This is a genomic window from Kineococcus gynurae (assembly GCF_042433995.1).
Classification (GTDB): domain Bacteria; phylum Actinomycetota; class Actinomycetes; order Actinomycetales; family Kineococcaceae; genus Kineococcus; species Kineococcus gynurae.
The window spans coordinates 44,242-61,167 of record NZ_JBHLUI010000002.1; the positions used below are offsets into that span (position 1 = coordinate 44,242).

A 16,926-nucleotide genomic window follows, 5' to 3' on the forward strand; every position below is an offset into this window, starting at 1 on the left:
CCTGACCGGGGTCCCTGGGGCCCGCGGGGTCCGCCGGGCCCGGTGGCAGGATGACCCGCGGGTCGGTGCGCGGAGGTGGCGGCCCGTCGAGGAGGTTCCGTGATCCCCACCGGTCAGCGCGACCCGTCCGCCCGTCCCCGCGCCGGTCGAGACCTGGTGCTGGGGGTCGACGTCGGTACCGGGAGCAGCAAGGGGGTCCTCTCGACCCTCGACGGCACGGTCGTGGACCGTGAATCGGTGGCCCACAGGACCGCCTACCCGCGTCCCGGTTACGTCGAGCACGACGCCGACGGCGTGTGGTGGGCCGACTTCCGCCGGATCGCGCGCACCCTCACCGACCGCGCGGCCGAGGCCGGGGACCGGGTGGTCGCCGTCTGCGCGAGCGGGATCGGGCCGACGGCGCTGCTCGCCGACGGTTCCGGGACCCCGCTGCGCCCGGCGATCCTCTACGGGGTCGACACCCGTTCGTTGCCCGAGGCGGCCGAGCTGGAGGAGCGGTACGGGGAGCAGGACCTGTTGCGCCGCTGCGGATCCCGGATGTCGTCGCAGGCGGCCGGGGGGAAACTGCTGTGGTTGCGCCGGCACGAACCCGAGGTGTTCGCCCGGGCCCGGCACTTCTTCATGTGCAACTCCTACCTGGCGTTCCGGCTGACCGGCGAGTACGTGCTCGACCACCACTCCGCGTCGCAGGCGACGCCCCTCTACGACCGGCACGCCCAGGACTGGATCGCCGACCGGTGCGCGGACGTCGCCCCCGGACTGCCCATGCCGCGCCTGGTCTGGCCCTCCGACGAGGTCGGACGGGTCACCGAGGCGGCCGCGGCCGAGACCGGCATCCCGGTCGGGGTCCCGGTCGCCGCGGGCACGATCGACGCGTGGGCCGAGGCGGAGAGCGTGGACGTCGGCCGGCCCGGTGACCTCATGGTCATGTACGGCTCGACGATGTTCTTCGTCGCCGTCACCGACGGCCCCCGCGAGCACCCGGCGCTGTGGGGGGCGGCGGGGGCACGCCCCGGCCAGACGACGCTCGCCGCGGGAATGGCCAGCTCGGGTTCGGCCACGGAGTGGTGGCGCGAGACGGTCGGCGCCCCGCCGGTCGCCGACCTCGTGGCCGAGGCGGCCGCCGCACCCCCCGGTGCGAACGGCCTGCTCGCCCTGCCGTACTTCGCCGGGGAGCGCACGCCGTTCGCCGACGCCGACGCCCGCGGGGCCCTGCTCGGGTTGACCCTGCGCAGCACCCGCGGCGAGGTCCACCGGGCCCTGCTCGAGGCGACCGCGTTCGGGGTGCGGCACAACGTGGAGACGTTGCAGGACGCCGGGGTCGAGGTCCGTCGCGTGGTCGCGGTCGGCGGCGGTACGGGTTCGCGGCTCTGGCCCCAGATCGTCACCGACGTGACCGGGTTGGAGCAGGAACTGCCCCGCGACCGGATCGGCGCCTCCCTGGGCGACGCGAAGTTCGCCGCCGTCGCGCTGGGGGCCGTCGAGGTCGGGGCCCGCTGGAACGTGGTCGAGGACGTGACCCATCCCCAGGCCGACGCCGCGGCCGTCTACGCCGACCTCTACCCGGCCTACCGCCGCCTGCACGAGGCGACCCGCGACCTCCAGCACCAGCTCTCCGCGCTGGAACGGGTCGGGTTGGACGACGAGGCCACCGCACTGCGGCCCGGTGCGGGGGTCTCGGCCCCTCTCGGTTGACGCCGCTGGCCGGCTTCATGGACGTCGGCTCGCTCACCAGGTCGCGCGGCCGTCAACGGTCGAGGAACGACGGAAGGGCGCCGACCGGACTCGCGCATCGGCTTGCTCCGATGGCGCTGACTCCCGGAAGTCGGATGACGTTGCTGACGCTCTTCTGCTTCGTCGTGGGTGCGGTTGCCGTCGTGCTGGGGTTGCGGTGATCGCGCCGGGTAACGCTTCAGGACAGCTGGACCGCGCGGTTCTGGTTGTTCTGACCGATGCGCTGCAACGGTTCGGACCGGAGGCGGCGGTCGTCGAGAGCGGTCCGGTCCCGAGAACTGGGTTGTGGGTCACCCGCGTCGCCCCTCGGCGTGACGGTGCGGCCCGGTTGTCCGTAGCCGGGGAGTGTCCCCAGGATGCACAGGGACCCGACGTCGCCCTGAACATCACCATCTCGAACTCGTGGTTGGAGGTGGCCGGGTTGTCCCAGCCCTTCGTCTGGCTTCGAGCCCTGGCCGACGCGGTCTTCGCCGGTCGAGTGGTAGAGCGCGGGTTCCCGTCCGCCCGTGCCGTCGAGATCGAGACGGCCTGCGGAACCGTCATTGGCGGGGCCGTCCAGTTGCCGCTACTGGGCCGCTTGTTCCCGCAGCGGCGGTTCCTGCCGTACGACGCCGAACGACACGGCGCCTAGCGTGAGGCGATGCCTTCCGAGCCCGCCTCCAGTCCCGACGACGCCCTCGCGGCGGTCCGCGACGCGTACGAGCGCACCCTGGCCGCCCGGACCGCCCGGTACACCTGCCGGATGCCGGCCGAGGGGCCGGCCGAGACCACCGCGCACGGGTGCACCGACCTGACCACCGGTGCGGCGACGATGACCAGCGTCTTCCCGACACCTCCCGCGCCGCCCGTCGGCGACGGCCTCCTCGTGCTCGACGGGTTGATCTCGCTGCCCGGGCGCACCACCCCCGACGAGCAGACCGCCCACGCGCTCCTCGTCCCCCAGGGGGAGTCGTTGACGATGGTCCTGCTCCCGGGTCCTCCGGTCCCGGACGAGGCGGGGTGCTGGACCGCGCCGCCGGGGGCCACCCGCCTCCCGCTCGAGCGCGACCCGGTCCTGGGGAGTCTGGCCGCCACCTTCTGCTGGCTGGCCGCGGTGGCGGCCGCCGAGCCCGCGGCGACCCCGGGCCGGTTCCGGGTCCGCCTCGAGCTCGCCCGGCTCGTGGACGCCGCCACCCCGGAACGACGGGACGCGGTGCGCAGCACGCTGGACGAGGTACGGGCGGGCCTGTCGTCCGGGTCGGTCGAGGGTGTGGTCCAGGTCGACCCGGGATCGGGGTTGGTGACGTCGGTCGTCACCGAGGGCGACTCCGTCCGTCTCGACCTGCACGACCACGGGGTCGACGTCCGCGTCGCGGTGCTGCCGGAGCCGGGGCCGGCGTAGCACCAGCCTGCAGGCCCCGGGCGGCGCGCCGCCGCCGGCCCTCCGACGCGCGGCGTGTCGCGTCCCCCCTGCAGGCTCCTGCGACGCCCCCGCCGAGCCCGGGTCAGTCGGCGGGCGGGGCCTCGGCCAGCAGCAGGCCCGCGGTCTCGGGGTCGGTGACGAGGTGGGTGAAGTACCGCCCGCGCACCCCGCCCAGGATGCTCGGGACCTTCTCGGCCCCGTAGGCGACGGCTATCCCGATCTCCTTGTCCCGCAGGATCTCCAGCGGGCAGGCGATGAGCCGCTCCCCGCCCTCGTAGGTGACCTCGACCCCGTCGGCGTCGTAGAACCGGCTGCTGACGTCACCCACCGAGCGGCGCAAAGGGGCCTCACCGGTGGGGACGAATCCGGGGATCGACGCGCGCAGCAGCGGCGGCGCCCCGACGCCCATCAGCGCGACCTTGGCGTCGGCCCAGAGCTCGAACACCCGCCGGATGGAGGGATCGGTCATCAGTCCCCGCCGCAGTTCCGGGCCGGGCATGGCCGGGGCGAAGAGGAAGCGGGGGACCCCGCCGAGGCCGGCCGCGACCCGCCGGGTGATCTCGTTGGTCTGGTACCAGGGTTCGGGCTCGTCCTGCCCGCCCACCATCGGGGCGACGACCACCCCGGGCAACGACGGCAGGGGACGGCGGGCGACGTCGTGCATCGTCCGCCCGGACGACACGATCATCACGTCGTCACGGCCCAGGCCGACCTCGCCCAGCAGCTCGGCCAGCACGGGGGAGACGGCGTCGGCGACGTGCCCGGCCGGCGCCGAGGCGCAGATCCGGACGGAGGTCAGCCCGAGCCGGACGCGCAGCTCCTCGGCCAGCTCGGTGGTGTCGGCGCGGGCGGGGTCGATGACCTCGATCCGGACGATCCCCCGCGTGCGGGCCTCCTGCAGCAGGCGGCTGACGGTGGCGCGGCTCGTCCCGAGGGCGGCCGCGACCTCGGCCTGGGTCGCGTCCTGCAGGTAGTAGAGCGTCGCCGCGGTGTGCAGGAGGGACGCCGGGAAACGGGCGCCCGCACTGGGACCGGGACGGTCCGAGGCGCCGGTGCCGACGGCCATGTCGTCTCCGATCCGCGGTCGACGTGCTGCGGGCAGCAACGAGGGTGGGGCGACGGAGCCGGCGGCTCCACCCCCCGATCGTCGCACCCTACGCCGGGTCGCGGCGGTGATCGATCACGACCCGGCAACATCTGAACATCTGTGCTGGACATCTGTGCCCGAGGGTGGTTAGCGTGCGGTCATCGGTTCGGGGCGTGGCCCCGACCTCTGGATCTTTCCGACGGAAACGTTCGACGGGACCGAGTCTCACCCAGGCTGCGAGGGAGCAGTTCGTCATGACGTCCACCCCAGGAACACCGCCCACCACCGGGACGATGAAGGCCGTCGTCGTCCACGGCCCCGAGGACTACCGGCTCGAGGAACGTCCCATCCCCACCGCGGGACCCGGTGAGGCGCTGCTCAAGGTCGAGGCCGTGGGCATCTGCGCCAGCGACCTGAAGTGCTACCACGGGGCCGCGAAGTTCTGGGGGGACGAGAACCGTCCCGCCTGGACCGAGCCCCAGGTCATCCCCGGCCACGAGTTCACCGGTTCGATCGTCGAGATCGACGAGGAGGGCACCCGTCGCTGGGGTGTCGAGGTCGGTGACCGCGTGGTCGCCGAGCAGATCGTCCCGTGCTGGAACTGCCGCTACTGCAACACCGGCAATTACCACATGTGCCAGCCGCACGACATGTTCGGGTTCAAGCGCCGCACCCCCGGTGCGATGGCCGAGTACCTCGTCCTGCCGGTCGAGGCCCTCGTGCACAAGGCCCCGAAGAACCTGCCCCCGCACCACGTCGCGTTCGCCGAACCCCTGTCCTGCTCCCTGCACGCGGTCGAGCGGGCGAACATCGCGTTCGACGACGTGGTGGTCATCGCCGGGTGCGGCCCGATCGGGCTCGGGATGATCGCCGGGGCCCGGGCCAAGGGGGCGAAGACGATCGTCGCCCTCGACGCCCTGCCCCAGAAACTCGCCCTGGCGACGAAGTGCGGTGCCGACGTCGTCGTCAACATCCGCGAGGAGGACGCCGTCCAGGTCGTCAAGGACCTCACCGACGGGTACGGCGCCGACGTGTACATCGAAGGGACCGGCCACCCGTCCGCCGTCGCACAGGGCCTGAACCTACTGCGCAAGCTCGGCACGTTCGTCGAGTACTCGGTGTTCAAGGACCCGGTGAGCGTCGACTGGAGCATCATCAGCGACGACAAGGAGCTGAACGTCCTCGGCGCGCACCTCGGCCACAACACGTGGCCCGCGGCCCTGAAACTCATCGAGTCCGGGGTCCTGCCGCTCGACGAGATCTGCTCCCACCAGCTCCCGCTGGAGGACTTCCAGAAGGGCCTGGACCTGGTCGCGGACTCCGCGAACTCGGTCAAGGTCTCCCTCCTGCCCTGACGGACCCCGGGTCCGTCCCCCACCCCGCACGTCCTCCGCACCTCCCGCCGGAAACCCCGGCCCCGACGCAACGGAGCGCAGCCATGAGCGACCCCACCCGGTCCGCGCACAACCCCTTCCTCTCCCGCCGTTCCGCCCTCGGCCTCGCCGGGGCCGCCGCCTCCGTGCCGATCCTGTCCTCCTGCGGGGTCGGGACCGGCGGTGGCGGCGACGAGAACACCGCCAACGGGGCCGCCGAGGTCACCGGCAGCTTCGACTGGAAGGCGCTCTCGGGCGAGAAGATCGCCATCTTGCAGACGCCGCACCCCTACCAGCAGGCGTTCCAGCCGCTGCTCAAGGAGTTCACCGAGCTGACCGGCATCGAGGTGCAGGCCGACCTGGTCGCCGAGGCCGACTACTTCACCAAGCTGAACACCGAGCTGGCCGGTCGGACCGGCGCCCACGACGTGTTCATGACCGGTGCCTACTTCATCTGGCAGTACGGCCCGCCCGGGTGGATGGAGGACCTCACCCCCTGGATCGAGAACTCCGCCGCCACCAACGCGGAGTACGACTTCGAGGACATCTACGAGGGTCTGCGGACGTCGACCCGCTGGGACTTCGAGAAGGGGTCCGCGCTCGGCACCGGTGGGCAGTGGGCGATCCCGTGGGGCTTCGAGACCAACGTCGTCGCCTACAACAAGCGGATCTTCGACCAGCGGGGCATCACGCTGCCGGACACGTTCGACAACTTCATCCAGCTCGCCGTGGACCTGACCGACCGGTCCAACAACCAGTACGGCGTCGCGTTCCGCGGGTCGAAGTCCTGGGCCACCATCCACCCCGGCTTCATGACCCAGTACAGCCGCGAGGGGGCCAAGGACTACGAGGCCTCGGGCGGGCAGTACGAGGCGACCATGAACTCCGACGTCGCCGTCAACTTCACCCGCAAGTGGGTCCAGCTGGCCCGCGACGCCGGCCCGACGTCCTGGACGACCTACGACTACCCCCAGTGCACCGGTGACCTGGGCAACGGCAACGCGATGATGGTCTACGACGCCGACTCGGCCACCTACCCGAAGAACAAGGCGGGCGGGTCGGCCGAGGCCGGCAACCTGGCCTGGTACCCCGGTCCGGCCGGCCCCGACGGCAGCTACGCGACCAACCTGTGGACGTGGTCGCTGGCCATGAACGCGGCGTCGAAGAAGAAGCAGGCCGCCTGGTTGTTCATCCAGTGGGCCACCGGCAAGGAGGCCATGACCAAGGCCACCTCGTCCACCTTCGCCGACCCGACCCGCGCGTCGGTCTTCGACGGGGCGTTCAAGCAGACGCTGGGCGACTTCCCCGGGTACCTGGAGACGTTCGAGAAGGTCATCGACTCCACCAAGATCCAGTTCACCCCCCAGACCAAGTTCTTCGAGACGACCGAGGACTGGGCCGTCGCGCTCCAGGACATCTACTCGGGCGCCGACGCGAAGAGCCGCCTGGACCAGCTGGCCGAGGCGAACACCACCAAGATCAACGCCTGACGCGGACGGAGACATCGCTCGTGACCACCACGACGGGCCGCACGCCCACCCAGCAGGCGCCCGGCGGGGGCCGGTCGGGGATCCCCAGGGTCCCCGGCTGGCGACGGTCGCTGCGCCCCTACCTGCTCTCGGTCCCCGCGGTCCTGCTCATCATCGGGATCCTCTACGCCTTCTTCTACGGCGTGTACTACACGGTCCTCAACTACTCGGTGACCAACCAGAACCCAACCTTCATCGGGTTCGACAACTACGCGGACGTGCTGGGCGACCCGCTGTTCTGGCGCAGCGCCGGGACGACGGTGCTCTACGCGATCATGGCCACCGGGGCCGAGACCGTCCTCGGGGTCGCGATCGCCCTGCTGCTGAACCGATCGAGCCTCATCGGCAAGACGTTCGAACGCCTGCTCATCCTGCCGCTGATGATCGCCCCGGTGATCGCGGGCGTGGTCTGGAAGCTGATGTTCAACCCGCAGTTCGGGGTGCTGAACCACGTGTTCGGCCTCGGCTCGACCTTCGACTGGCTGAGCCAGGACCGGGCGCTCTTCTCGGTGGTCCTGGTGGACATCTGGATCTACACGCCGTTCGTGGCGATCCTCGTCCTGGCCGGGATCCGCTCGCTGCCCAAGGAGCCCTTCGAGGCCTCCGACGTCGACGGCGCGAGCTGGTTCTACATGTTCCGCCGGCTCATGCTCCCGATGATGTGGCCCTACATCCTGGTGGCCGTCATCTTCCGGTTCATGGACTGCCTCAAGGTCTTCGACTCCGTCTACGTCCTCACCGCGGGCGGTCCGGGCGTCACGACCACGACCCTGCAGATCGGCGCGTTCGAGGACTCGATCACCAACCTGAACTACTCCCGCGGCTCGACCTACATGTTCCTGCTGTGGATCATCGTGTTCATCACCGCGCGCTACCTCGTGGGCGTGCTGGGCAAGGCGCAGCGTCGGGCTGCCGGGGCGGGGGCGTGACATGGCACGAGAACTGATGCCCGGACAGAAGCGTTTCACCCCCGCGTCGGTGGTCGCCGACGTGATGATCCTCGCCTGGTTCGTCTTCTCGCTGTTCCCGCTCGTGTGGATGCTCCTGCTGTCCTTGAAGAACAACGCCGAGCAGACGACCACCTACTTCGCGTTCACGCCCACCTTGGAGAACTTCTCGATCGTGCTGTCCCAGCGCGGTCAGGACCTCACCAGCGTCGACTTCGGCCAGGCCATGCTGACCAGCGTGCTCAACTGCGTGGGGGCCGTCCTGGTGTCCCTCGTGGTCGGCATCCCGGCGGCCTACGCGGCGGGCCGTTGGAAGTTCAAGGGGTCCGAGGACCTGATGTTCCAGATGCTGTCCTTCCGGTTCGCCCCGGAGCTGATGGTCATCGTCCCGCTCTTCGTGATCTACACCACCCTCGGCATCTTCGACACGAAGCTCGGGATGGTGTGGGTGCTGCAGCTGGTCACGATGCCGCTCGTGGTGTGGATCCTGAGGTCCTACTTCCAGGACCTCGCCCCGGAGCTGGAGCAGGCCGCCCTCCTCGACGGTTACAGCCGGATCCGGGCGTTCCTCACGGTGGCGCTGCCGCTGGTCCGGCCCGGGATCGCCGCGGCGGCCCTGCTGGCGTTCATCTTCGCCTGGAACAACTACGTGTTCCCGCTCATCCTCACCGACTCGCGGGCCACGACGGTCACCGTCGCGGTCACCAAGTACCTCGGCGGGGGCGGACAGGCGTTCTACAACCTCACGGCGGCCGCGGCGCTCCTCGGCGCGCTGCCCCCGCTGATCCTCGCCCTCACCATCCAGCGCTACCTGGTGCGGGGCCTGTCGTTCGGGGCGGTGAAGGCCTGATGGCCACGGTACGGATCGAGAACCTGACCAAGACCTACGAGAAGGTCACCGCGGTCGACGGGTTGTCCCTGGACATCGCCGACGGGGAGTTCTTCGTCATCCTCGGGCCCTCCGGGGCGGGCAAGACCACGACGCTGAAGAGCGTCGCCGGTCTCGTCGACGTCGACGCGGGGGAGGTCTCGATCGCCGGGACGTCGATGGAGGGGGTCGAGCCCTACCACCGCAACGTCGCCATGGCGTTCGAGAGCTACGCGCTCTACCCGCAGAAGACGGTGTTCGACAACCTGGCCTCACCGTTGCGCTCGGGTCGGACGGGGAAGTACTCGGCCCAGGACCAGCAGCAGCGCATCGAGGCGGTCACCACCACCCTGGGCATCGACCACCTGCTCAAGCGGCTGCCGCGGGAACTCTCCAACGGGCAGCGGCAGCGGGTCGCCCTCGGCCGGGTGCTGGTCCGCACGGCCGACGTCTACCTGCTGGACGAACCCCTCTCGCACCTGGACGCCAAGCTGCGCGCCGCGATGCGGGCCGAGCTCAAGCAGCTGGGGGAGATGTCGAGCACCACCACGCTCTACGTCACCCACGACTACCAGGAGGCGCTGGCCCTCGGTGACCGGATCGCGGTCCTGCGCAACGGGCGCCTCGTCCAGGTCGGCACCCCCTACGAGATCTGGCACGACCCGGTGGACACGTTCGTGGCCCGCGCCCTCGGTCAGCCGGAGATCAACCTGGTCGACGCGGCGGTGTCGGACGGCCGGTTGCGCAGCGCCGACGGCTCGGTCGACATCCCGGCCCCGACGCACCTCGACCTCCCCGACGGGCGGGCCCGCCTCGGCATCCGACCGCGCGACCTCGGTCTCGTCGCCCCCGGGCAGGAGGCCCCGGCCGACTCCCTGGTCGTCCGCGGTCGGGTGAAGCTCGCCGAACGCCTCGGCCGGCTCATGGAGTTCTCGGTCGAGTCCGGCGCGCAGGAACTCATCGTGGTCGCCGACAGCGACGTGCGGGCGCGGGAGGGCGACGAGGTGTCGCTCGTCCTGCCGCTGGCCGACGTCCACGTCTTCGCGCCCCTGCCCCAGGGGGTGCAGGAGTCCCCCGACCACGGGGAACAGCGGGTCGACGACCACGTCGACACCCCACGGCTCGGCGGCGCGGTCCGCCGGGCCGTCACGACCACGGCGGGAGGACCCCGATGACCACGACCACCGCCCCGACCGCGTCCGGGACGGCCAAGAGCCTGACCATCGAGGCGCTGCACAAGAACTACACCTCGCGCGGCCGCGAGTCCTTCCACGCCGTGAAGGGCATCGACCTGGACATCCGCCCGGGGGAACTCGTCGCCCTGCTCGGGCCGTCCGGGTGCGGCAAGACGACCACGCTGCGGATGATCGCCGGTCTGGAGACGGTGACGTCGGGCGACATCCGGATCGGCGACCGCTCGATCCCGGACCTGCCGCCGGGCAAGCGGGACGTCGGGGTCGGGTTCGAGTCCTACGCCCTCTACCCGCCGCTCACCGTCCGGCAGAACCTCGCCTACGGGTTGAAGGCCCGCAAGGTGCGCGACGCCGACGCCCGGGTGCAGGCCATCGCAGAACGGTTGGAGATGACCGACCTGCTGGACCTGCGGCCGGCGGGGTTGTCCAGCGGTCAGAAGCAGCGCGTCGCGCTGGCCCGGGCCCTGATCCGCAACCCTCCCGTGCTGCTGCTCGACGAACCCCTGTCCCACCTCGACGCCGCCCAGCGGCAGCGGGTCCGTCGTGAGCTCAAGGTCCTGCAGCGCGAGTTCGGCTACACGACCATCGTCGTCACCCACGACCAGCTGGAGGCGCTCAGCCTGGCCGACCGGCTCGCGGTGATGAACAACGGGGTGATCCAGCAGTTCGGCACGGCCGACGAGATCTTCGACGACCCGGCGAACCTGTTCGTCGCCGACTTCGTCGGCGAACCCAAGATCAACCTGACCGAGGGGGTCGCCGAGAGCGACGGCACGGTCCGCGTCGGGCGCGACGGTCGACTGGTGTCGGCCGCCCGGTCCGTGCCGGCCGGTGGTTCCGTGACGGTCGGGATCCGGCCGCAGGACGTGCAGCTGGCCGAGGCGGGGTCGGTCTCGGTCCCGGCCGAGGTCGTCGTGTTCGAGGACCTCCTGGAGTTCGGGCTCGCCACCGTCCGGGTCGAGGGTCTCGACTCCCACCTGGTCGTGCAGACCCCCGCAGGGGTCGTACGGCGCCGCGGTGACCGCCTGCACCTGAGCGCCCCGCCGGAGCGGGTCTACCTCTTCGACGCCGACAGCGGGGACCGGCTGCGCTGAGTCGGCTCCAGATCACGGCCCGCGCCACCGATGAACCAGGGGTCTGTCGTCGGTGAGGGTGGAGCGGGGTTCGTCGGATGGTCAAGGGTCTGCGCGGGATGCGGCTGCGCCACCAGTTCACGCTGGTGGGCGCCGTGGTCCTCGTCGTGTCGACGGTGCTGGGTGCGATCGGGATGCTGGCGGTCCGTACGCAGCTCTCCGTCGCGCACGAGCAGGATGAGATGTCCCGGTTGATCCAGTACGCGCAGGACCAGCGCTTCCTCGACGCCGACATCACCGGTTGGCAGGCCGGCTACGCCTGGGACGCCTCCCTGCAGGGCGTCGAGGCGGCGCTGGCCCCGGACGCGGTGAACCGGGCCGGGTACCTCGCCTCGAAGGCGGCCATCCAGAAGTCCGTCGCGGAGGCCCCGGTCGACCTCATGACCCCGACGGAGCGACGCGCCCACGAGGCCGTCGCCGCCGACTGGCAGACGTTCTTCGCGGCCGACGACCGCGCGGTCGCCGCCCTGCGCGCGGGTGACCAGCGGGCGGCGGCCGACGTCATCAACAACGAGGCGCTGGCCGTCTACGACGACCTGCTGGTGCAGACCGGGACGTTGACCTCGTCCGTGGACGCGCGGGCGGTCGCCCTGCGCGAGCACGCCGCCGCCCAGGCCCGTCGCGACGAGGTCGTCCTCGTCGCCGTGTTCGTCGTCGCCAACGCCCTGGCGATCCTCCTCCTCCGCCTGATCACCGGGGGGATCCTCGGGTCGTTGCGTCGGGTGGGTGAGGTGGTGGCGGGTCTGGCCGAGGGTCGGTTGGATGCGCGGGCTGGTCTGGATCGTGGGGATGAGATCGGGGACATGGCGCGGGGTCTGGATGCGTCGTTGGAGCGTCTGGGTTCGGTGATGGGTCAGATCGTGGGTCATTCGCGGACGTTGGCGCGGTCTTCGGATGCGTTGAACGTGAACATCGCGACGGTGGCGGCGGCGGGTGAGGAGATGACGGCGGCGATCCGGGAGATCTCGACGTCGACGGCGGATGCGTCGTCGGTGGCGGCGCAGGCGGTGTCGGTGACGCAGTCGACGGATGAGACGTTGCGGCATCTGTCGTCGTCGTCGCAGGAGATCGGGGACGTGGTGCGGTTGATCACCTCGATCGCGGAGCAGACGAATCTGTTGGCGTTGAACGCGACGATCGAGGCGGCGCGGGCCGGGGATGCGGGTAAGGGTTTCGCGGTGGTGGCGGGTGAGGTGAAGGAGTTGGCGCAGCAGACGGCGCGGGCGACGGAGGACATCACGTCGCGGGTGGCGGCGACGCAGGCGGATTCGGCGGCGGCGACGGCGGCGATCAGTGAGATCGCTGAGGTGATCGCGCGGATCGATGCGTTGCAGACGACGATCGCGGCGGCGGTGGAGGAGCAGTCGGTGACGACGGCGGAGATGGTGCGTAACGTGACGGAGATCTCGGCGGGGGATGCGGGGTCGTCGTTCGGGTCGCGGGGCTCGTCGGGTTCGTCGGGGGGGACGTCGACGGCGGCGCAGGTGTCGGTGGTGGCGACGCAGTTGCAGGATCTGGTGTCGACGTTCCGGTACTGATCGCCCGGTGGGTCTTGGAGGCCGGTCCCGCACCCGCGGGGCCGGCCTCCGTCGCATCCCCGGGGGGCGGCGCCTGGTTGCGGTGGTCACCCCCCGGCGGAGGTGCGACGGTGACGACGTGGCGACCGACGATCTCGCGACCCCACCCGCGACCCCCGGGGCGACCGCGTCCCCACCGGGACGGAGGTTCCTCGTCGGGGACGTGCTGGCCGGCGCCGTCGTGGCCCTCGCAGTCTGGGCCGCGGTCACCGTCCACGCGGCGGTGTCCGCCCTGGCCGAGCCGGCGCGTCGAGCGGCCGTCACGGCCGACACCCTGGCGGACCGGTTGGCCTCGACCGCCGAGGGGCTCGGCCGGCTCCCGCTCGTCGGGGACGAGGCGGCCGCCCCGCTGGACGGGGCGTCACGGGCGGGGGCGGGCCTCGCCGACGCGGCCCGCGAGACGGTCGAGCGGGTGGACCACCTCGCGCTGGTCCTGGCCCTGGTCACGGTCGGGCTCCCGGTGGCCATCGCCCTCGTCCTGCGGCTGCTCCCGCGCCGACGCGAGGCCCGGCGCCTCGGCGAGCGCGAACGGCTGCTCGCCACTCCCGGCGGTCGGCGACTGCTCGCCCTGCGGCGGTTGCTGGAACTGCCGGGCGAGGAGGCGTTGCGGTTGCACCCCGATCCGGTGCGCGGCCTGCTCGACGACGACCCGGGGGTGCTGGAGCGGCTGACCGGGCCGCGTGGTTCCGGGCGGTCCCGCCGCGGTGCCTCCCCGTCGGTGCGGCCGTGAACGCTCCGCTCGTCACCCCGGACGGGCGCTACCTCGTCGTGCGGGGCCGGCTCTGGCGCCGGTCCGACCCGGACCTCGACGAGGAGCACCGGGCCGAGCTCGTCGCCGAACTCATGTCCGCCCGCCGGGCCAAGGGAGCGGCGCGCCGGGCCGGTGACCGGGACGCGGCGGAGGCGGCGCGGGAACGGGTCGACGCCGCGAAGCACGCTCTGGGAGAACGCGGTCCGGTGTGGTGGACCGACGGCGCACCCGACCTGACCCGGCACCTGGCCCGGACGACGCAGTACGCCGACTGGTTCGCCGAGCACGACCCGGGCCCCGCCCCGGGCGGCGGGGAGGGGGCGGAGGGTCAGGAGTCGCGGCGGGACTCCTGAGCGGCCGGGACCGGCAACGTGCGGGGCAACCGGATGCCGACCCCCCGGTGCCGTCGCCGGAGCGCCGCGGCCTGCCGTTCGTCCAGCAGCAACGCCCGCCGCAACGACCGTTCGGTCGCCGTGGGGGTCCGCTCGCCGTCACGATCAGCGCCACCGTCGACCCCGGGGTCGACGAGACCGCCCTCGTCCAGGAGGGTGGGCTGCGGTTCGGTGGGGGCGGGCATGGGGTCCTTCCTGCTGATCACCGCCAGTCTGGCGCAGAACGCCCTCCCGCGCGTCCTGCCAGGGGTGGATCCCCGGGGGGTACCTCGGTCGGAGAACGGCTCCGCCGACCCCCTCCCCGGGCGTCCTCGCCGCCCCGGACCCGGAGCTCCGGGCTCCGAGTAGCCTCCCTGCGTGGCCTCCCTGACGAGCGAGCAGACCCCCGGCACCACCTACGTGGTCGTGGACGGCGAGAACATCGACGCGACCCTGGGGGCCTCGATCCTCGACGGCCGCCCCGCCCCCGAGCAGCGTCCGCGCTGGGAGCGGTTGCTGGACTTCGCCCAGCGTCGGTACGCGCAACCCACCAAGGGGTTGTTCTTCCTCAACGCCTCCAACGGGTACCTGCCGATGTCGTTCGTGCAGGCACTTCTCGCGATCGGTTACCAGCCGATCCCGCTGTCCGGCGGGCCGGGGGAGAAGGTCGTCGACATCGGTATCCAGCGGACGCTGGAGGCCATCGCGTCGCGGTCCGGTGACGTGCTGCTCGCCAGCCACGACGCCGACTTCCTGCCCCAGGTCGACACCCTCCTCGACGGCACCCGGCGGGTGGGCCTGTTCGCGTTCCGGGAGTTCGTGAGCTCGCAGTACACACCGCTGCGCGAGCGCGGGTTGGAGGTCTTCGACCTCGAGGACGACGTCAAGGCGTTCAACGTGGTCCTGCCCCGGGTGCGGATCATCTCCCTCTCCGACTTCGACCCGCTGCGCTACCTCTGACGGTTCCCCTACCGTGACCGGGTGCGGTGGTGGGGGGCGAGGAAGGCGCGTCGGGCCGGGAACGTCCGGCCCCACGAGGCCGCTGCGGGGTTACCCCGCGGGCAGGAGCAGGTGCTGATCACGACGCCGCAGGGGCGAAGCTGCGCTCCGCGCAGCCGTGTCCCCGCACGACGGGACGGGTCGGCCCCCACCACCGCGCACCGACGATGAAGGGGCACGACCCCACCCACGCCCTCGCCGTGGCCCTCGCCGACGGGGCGCTGGCCGGTGCCTGGGTGCCCGCCGCGATCGCGACCAGGATGCGGACGGTGCTGGGCGGGCGGGGCCGGACCTGGCTCCCCGCCCTGGCCGCCGACCTCTGCGCCGAGCACCCTGCGGCCCCCGGCGACGCCCCCCGGGCATTGGCCCGCGAGATCGGGGCGCACCCCCGCTTCCTGCGCGCCTGCGCCACCGCCCGCGCCCGGGGAAACCCCCTGCACGTCCGGCACGTCCTGGTCAGCGGGACCCGGATGGGTCGCCGCCGGTGGCCCGTCCCGGAGCTGGACGGTGTGCTCGACCTCGCCGAGTTCCTGGAGATCGACCCGGAGGAGCTCGACTGGTTCGCCGACGTCCGCGGGCTGCAGCGCCGTGCCCCCGGGACGGCCCTGCACCACTACCGGTCGCGCTGGTGGGCCAAGCCGGGCGCCCCGCGCCTCCTGGAGGTTCCCAAGCCTCGTCTCAAGGCGCTGCAGCGCAAGCTGTTGCGAGAGGTTCTGGACGTCGTCCCCCCGCATCCCGCGGCCCACGGTTTCGTCCGGGGCCGCTCGGCGGTGACCGGTGCGCGTGAGCACGTGGGTTCCGAGGTGGTGCTGCGCTTCGACCTCGCGGCGTTCTTCGCCTCGATCTCCGCCGCGCGCGTCTACGGACGGTTCCGGGTGCTCGGCTACCCCGAGGAGGTGGCGCACCTGCTGGCGGGGTTGTGCACCCACCGGACCCCGCTCGTCGTGCTGCGCCAGATGCCCGACGGTGGCCGCGCGGAGGACCGGTTCCGGCTGCGGCGCGACCTGGGCTTCCCGCACCTGCCGCAGGGCGCCCCGACCTCGCCGGCCCTGGCCAACCTCTGCGCCCACGGGTTGGACCGGCGGCTGTCCGGGCTGGCCTCGACCTGGGGTGCGACGTACACCCGCTACGCCGACGACCTGGTGCTCTCCGGATCCGGCGACCTGCGCGCCCCGCAGCTGCGCGCGACCCTGCAGCAGATCGTCACCGAGGAGGGTTTCGGCCTGAACCCGGCCAAGACGCTGGTGCGCGGGGCGGGGGCGCGCCAGGTCGTCACCGGGCTGGTGGTCAACGCCGGCCCGAGGGTGCGGCGCAGCGAGGTCGACCGGCTGCGGGCGATCCTGCACAACGCGGTCCGCTCCGGGCCGCAGTCGCAGAACCGGGACGGCCATCCCGACTTCCGGGCCCACCTGCTCGGGCGCATCGCCTGGGTGGGTGCGGCCGACCCCGCCCGGGGGGAACGCCTGCGGGAGACGTTCCAGCGCATCGAGTGGCCGGGCTGACCGGCCCGGCGACCCGCGGGGTCAGCCCTGCCGGGCGAGGGCGCGGTCGCCGAAGACGGTGCGCGCCGGGTCGCGGTGCAGCAGGCCGCGGCGGCCGGCCCAGCGCTCGAAGGCGATGGTGGCCAGCGGCGGGATCGCTGCGGCGAACGCGAGAGGCCACACCCACCAGCGCCAGCGCAACGTCGTGGCCGCGACGAGGGTGGAGACGCAGTACACGACGAAGGCGATGCCGTGCAGCATCCCCACGACCGGCACCCCGCCCTCGTACGGGGTCTTGACCACGTACTTGAGGAACATGGCCACGAGCAGGGCGGCCCAGGTCACCGCCTCGACGATCGCGATCGTGCGGAACCAGCGGGCGACGGCGGGCACGGGGGACCTCCTCGGTCGACGACGGAGCCTTCGGTGTCGACCCATTCTCGCCGGAGCCGACGGACCGTCAGGGCCGCGGACGCTGTGT

Annotated in this window: 17 protein-coding genes; 14 read left to right on the forward strand and 3 right to left on the reverse strand. The window is 72.1% G+C overall.

The window, feature by feature from the left end:
- The first annotated feature begins 99 nt into the window (after positions 1 to 99).
- The 3 genes from ACFFKU_RS00770 to ACFFKU_RS00780 all read left to right on the forward strand — a co-directional run bounded on the left by ACFFKU_RS00770 (position 100) and on the right by ACFFKU_RS00780 (position 3,115).
- Positions 100 to 1,695, forward strand: coding sequence for an FGGY-family carbohydrate kinase (locus tag ACFFKU_RS00770; RefSeq protein WP_380134515.1), 1,596 nt, complete (start codon positions 100 to 102; stop codon positions 1,693 to 1,695).
- A gap of 196 nt (positions 1,696 to 1,891) precedes the next feature.
- Entirely contained in the window at positions 1,892 to 2,365 is a 474-nt protein-coding gene (locus ACFFKU_RS00775; RefSeq protein WP_380134518.1) for a hypothetical protein, read from the forward strand.
- A 9-nt stretch (positions 2,366 to 2,374) separates the two neighbouring features.
- Positions 2,375 to 3,115 carry a hypothetical protein gene (locus tag ACFFKU_RS00780; RefSeq protein WP_380134520.1) on the forward strand — a complete coding sequence of 247 codons (741 nt, stop codon included), beginning with the start codon at positions 2,375 to 2,377 and terminating at the stop codon, positions 3,113 to 3,115.
- A gap of 103 nt (positions 3,116 to 3,218) precedes the next feature.
- Here the strand turns inward: ACFFKU_RS00780 and ACFFKU_RS00785 are convergent, their stop codons facing one another.
- Entirely contained in the window at positions 3,219 to 4,202 is a 984-nt protein-coding gene (locus ACFFKU_RS00785; RefSeq protein ID WP_380134522.1) for a sugar-binding transcriptional regulator, read from the reverse strand.
- A 314-nt stretch (positions 4,203 to 4,516) separates the two neighbouring features.
- Here ACFFKU_RS00785 and ACFFKU_RS00790 point away from each other — a divergent pair, with 314 nt between their 5' ends.
- From ACFFKU_RS00790 to ACFFKU_RS00830, 9 genes are all read left to right on the forward strand, one after another.
- Positions 4,517 to 5,578, forward strand: a complete 1,062-nt coding sequence (locus tag ACFFKU_RS00790; protein ID WP_380134780.1) for a zinc-binding dehydrogenase — start codon at positions 4,517 to 4,519, stop codon at positions 5,576 to 5,578.
- Between the two features lie 83 nt (positions 5,579 to 5,661).
- The gene (locus tag ACFFKU_RS00795) at positions 5,662 to 7,086 is read left to right on the forward strand and encodes an extracellular solute-binding protein (RefSeq protein ID WP_380134524.1); all 1,425 of its coding nucleotides are present in this window, start codon (positions 5,662 to 5,664) and stop codon (positions 7,084 to 7,086) included.
- A 20-nt stretch (positions 7,087 to 7,106) separates the two neighbouring features.
- A complete protein-coding gene (locus ACFFKU_RS00800; RefSeq protein WP_380134526.1) occupies positions 7,107 to 8,054 on the forward strand; it encodes a carbohydrate ABC transporter permease in 948 nt (315 codons plus the stop codon).
- Between the two features lies 1 nt (position 8,055).
- Positions 8,056 to 8,922 (forward strand): carbohydrate ABC transporter permease, encoded by an 867-nt coding sequence (locus tag ACFFKU_RS00805; protein ID WP_380134529.1) that lies wholly within the window; start codon positions 8,056 to 8,058, stop codon positions 8,920 to 8,922.
- Positions 8,922 to 10,115 (forward strand): ABC transporter ATP-binding protein, encoded by a 1,194-nt coding sequence (locus ACFFKU_RS00810; RefSeq protein WP_380134531.1) that lies wholly within the window; start codon positions 8,922 to 8,924, stop codon positions 10,113 to 10,115. Before ACFFKU_RS00805 ends, ACFFKU_RS00810 begins: the two co-directional genes overlap by 1 nt.
- Complete coding sequence (locus ACFFKU_RS00815) at positions 10,112 to 11,227, forward strand: ABC transporter ATP-binding protein (RefSeq protein ID WP_380134533.1); 1,116 nt, start codon at positions 10,112 to 10,114, stop codon at positions 11,225 to 11,227. Before ACFFKU_RS00810 ends, ACFFKU_RS00815 begins: the two co-directional genes overlap by 4 nt.
- A 77-nt stretch (positions 11,228 to 11,304) precedes the next feature.
- On the forward strand, positions 11,305 to 12,804 hold the full coding sequence (locus ACFFKU_RS00820; RefSeq protein ID WP_380134536.1) for a methyl-accepting chemotaxis protein: 1,500 nt from the start codon (positions 11,305 to 11,307) through the stop codon (positions 12,802 to 12,804).
- Between the two features lie 118 nt (positions 12,805 to 12,922).
- Positions 12,923 to 13,573, forward strand: a complete 651-nt coding sequence (locus tag ACFFKU_RS00825) for a hypothetical protein (RefSeq protein WP_380134538.1) — start codon at positions 12,923 to 12,925, stop codon at positions 13,571 to 13,573.
- Entirely contained in the window at positions 13,570 to 13,947 is a 378-nt protein-coding gene (locus tag ACFFKU_RS00830) for a hypothetical protein (protein WP_380134539.1), read from the forward strand. Before ACFFKU_RS00825 ends, ACFFKU_RS00830 begins: the two co-directional genes overlap by 4 nt.
- Here the strand turns inward: ACFFKU_RS00830 and ACFFKU_RS00835 are convergent.
- On the reverse strand, positions 13,923 to 14,171 hold the full coding sequence (locus ACFFKU_RS00835) for a hypothetical protein (protein WP_380134540.1): 249 nt from the start codon (positions 14,169 to 14,171) through the stop codon (positions 13,923 to 13,925). The genes ACFFKU_RS00830 and ACFFKU_RS00835 overlap by 25 nt on opposite strands.
- Positions 14,172 to 14,352: 181 nt before the next feature.
- Between ACFFKU_RS00835 and ACFFKU_RS00840 the strand changes: the two genes are divergently transcribed.
- Positions 14,353 to 14,925 (forward strand): NYN domain-containing protein, encoded by a 573-nt coding sequence (locus ACFFKU_RS00840; RefSeq protein ID WP_380134781.1) that lies wholly within the window; start codon positions 14,353 to 14,355, stop codon positions 14,923 to 14,925.
- 206 nt (positions 14,926 to 15,131) lie between these two features.
- Positions 15,132 to 16,466 (forward strand): reverse transcriptase family protein, encoded by a 1,335-nt coding sequence (locus ACFFKU_RS00845; RefSeq protein ID WP_380134541.1) that lies wholly within the window; start codon positions 15,132 to 15,134, stop codon positions 16,464 to 16,466.
- 21 nt (positions 16,467 to 16,487) lie between these two features.
- On the opposite strand, the gene ACFFKU_RS00850 is transcribed toward ACFFKU_RS00845, so the two are convergent.
- A complete protein-coding gene (locus ACFFKU_RS00850) occupies positions 16,488 to 16,838 on the reverse strand; it encodes a DUF3817 domain-containing protein (protein ID WP_380134542.1) in 351 nt (116 codons plus the stop codon).
- Between the last annotated feature and the right edge of the window lie 88 nt (positions 16,839 to 16,926).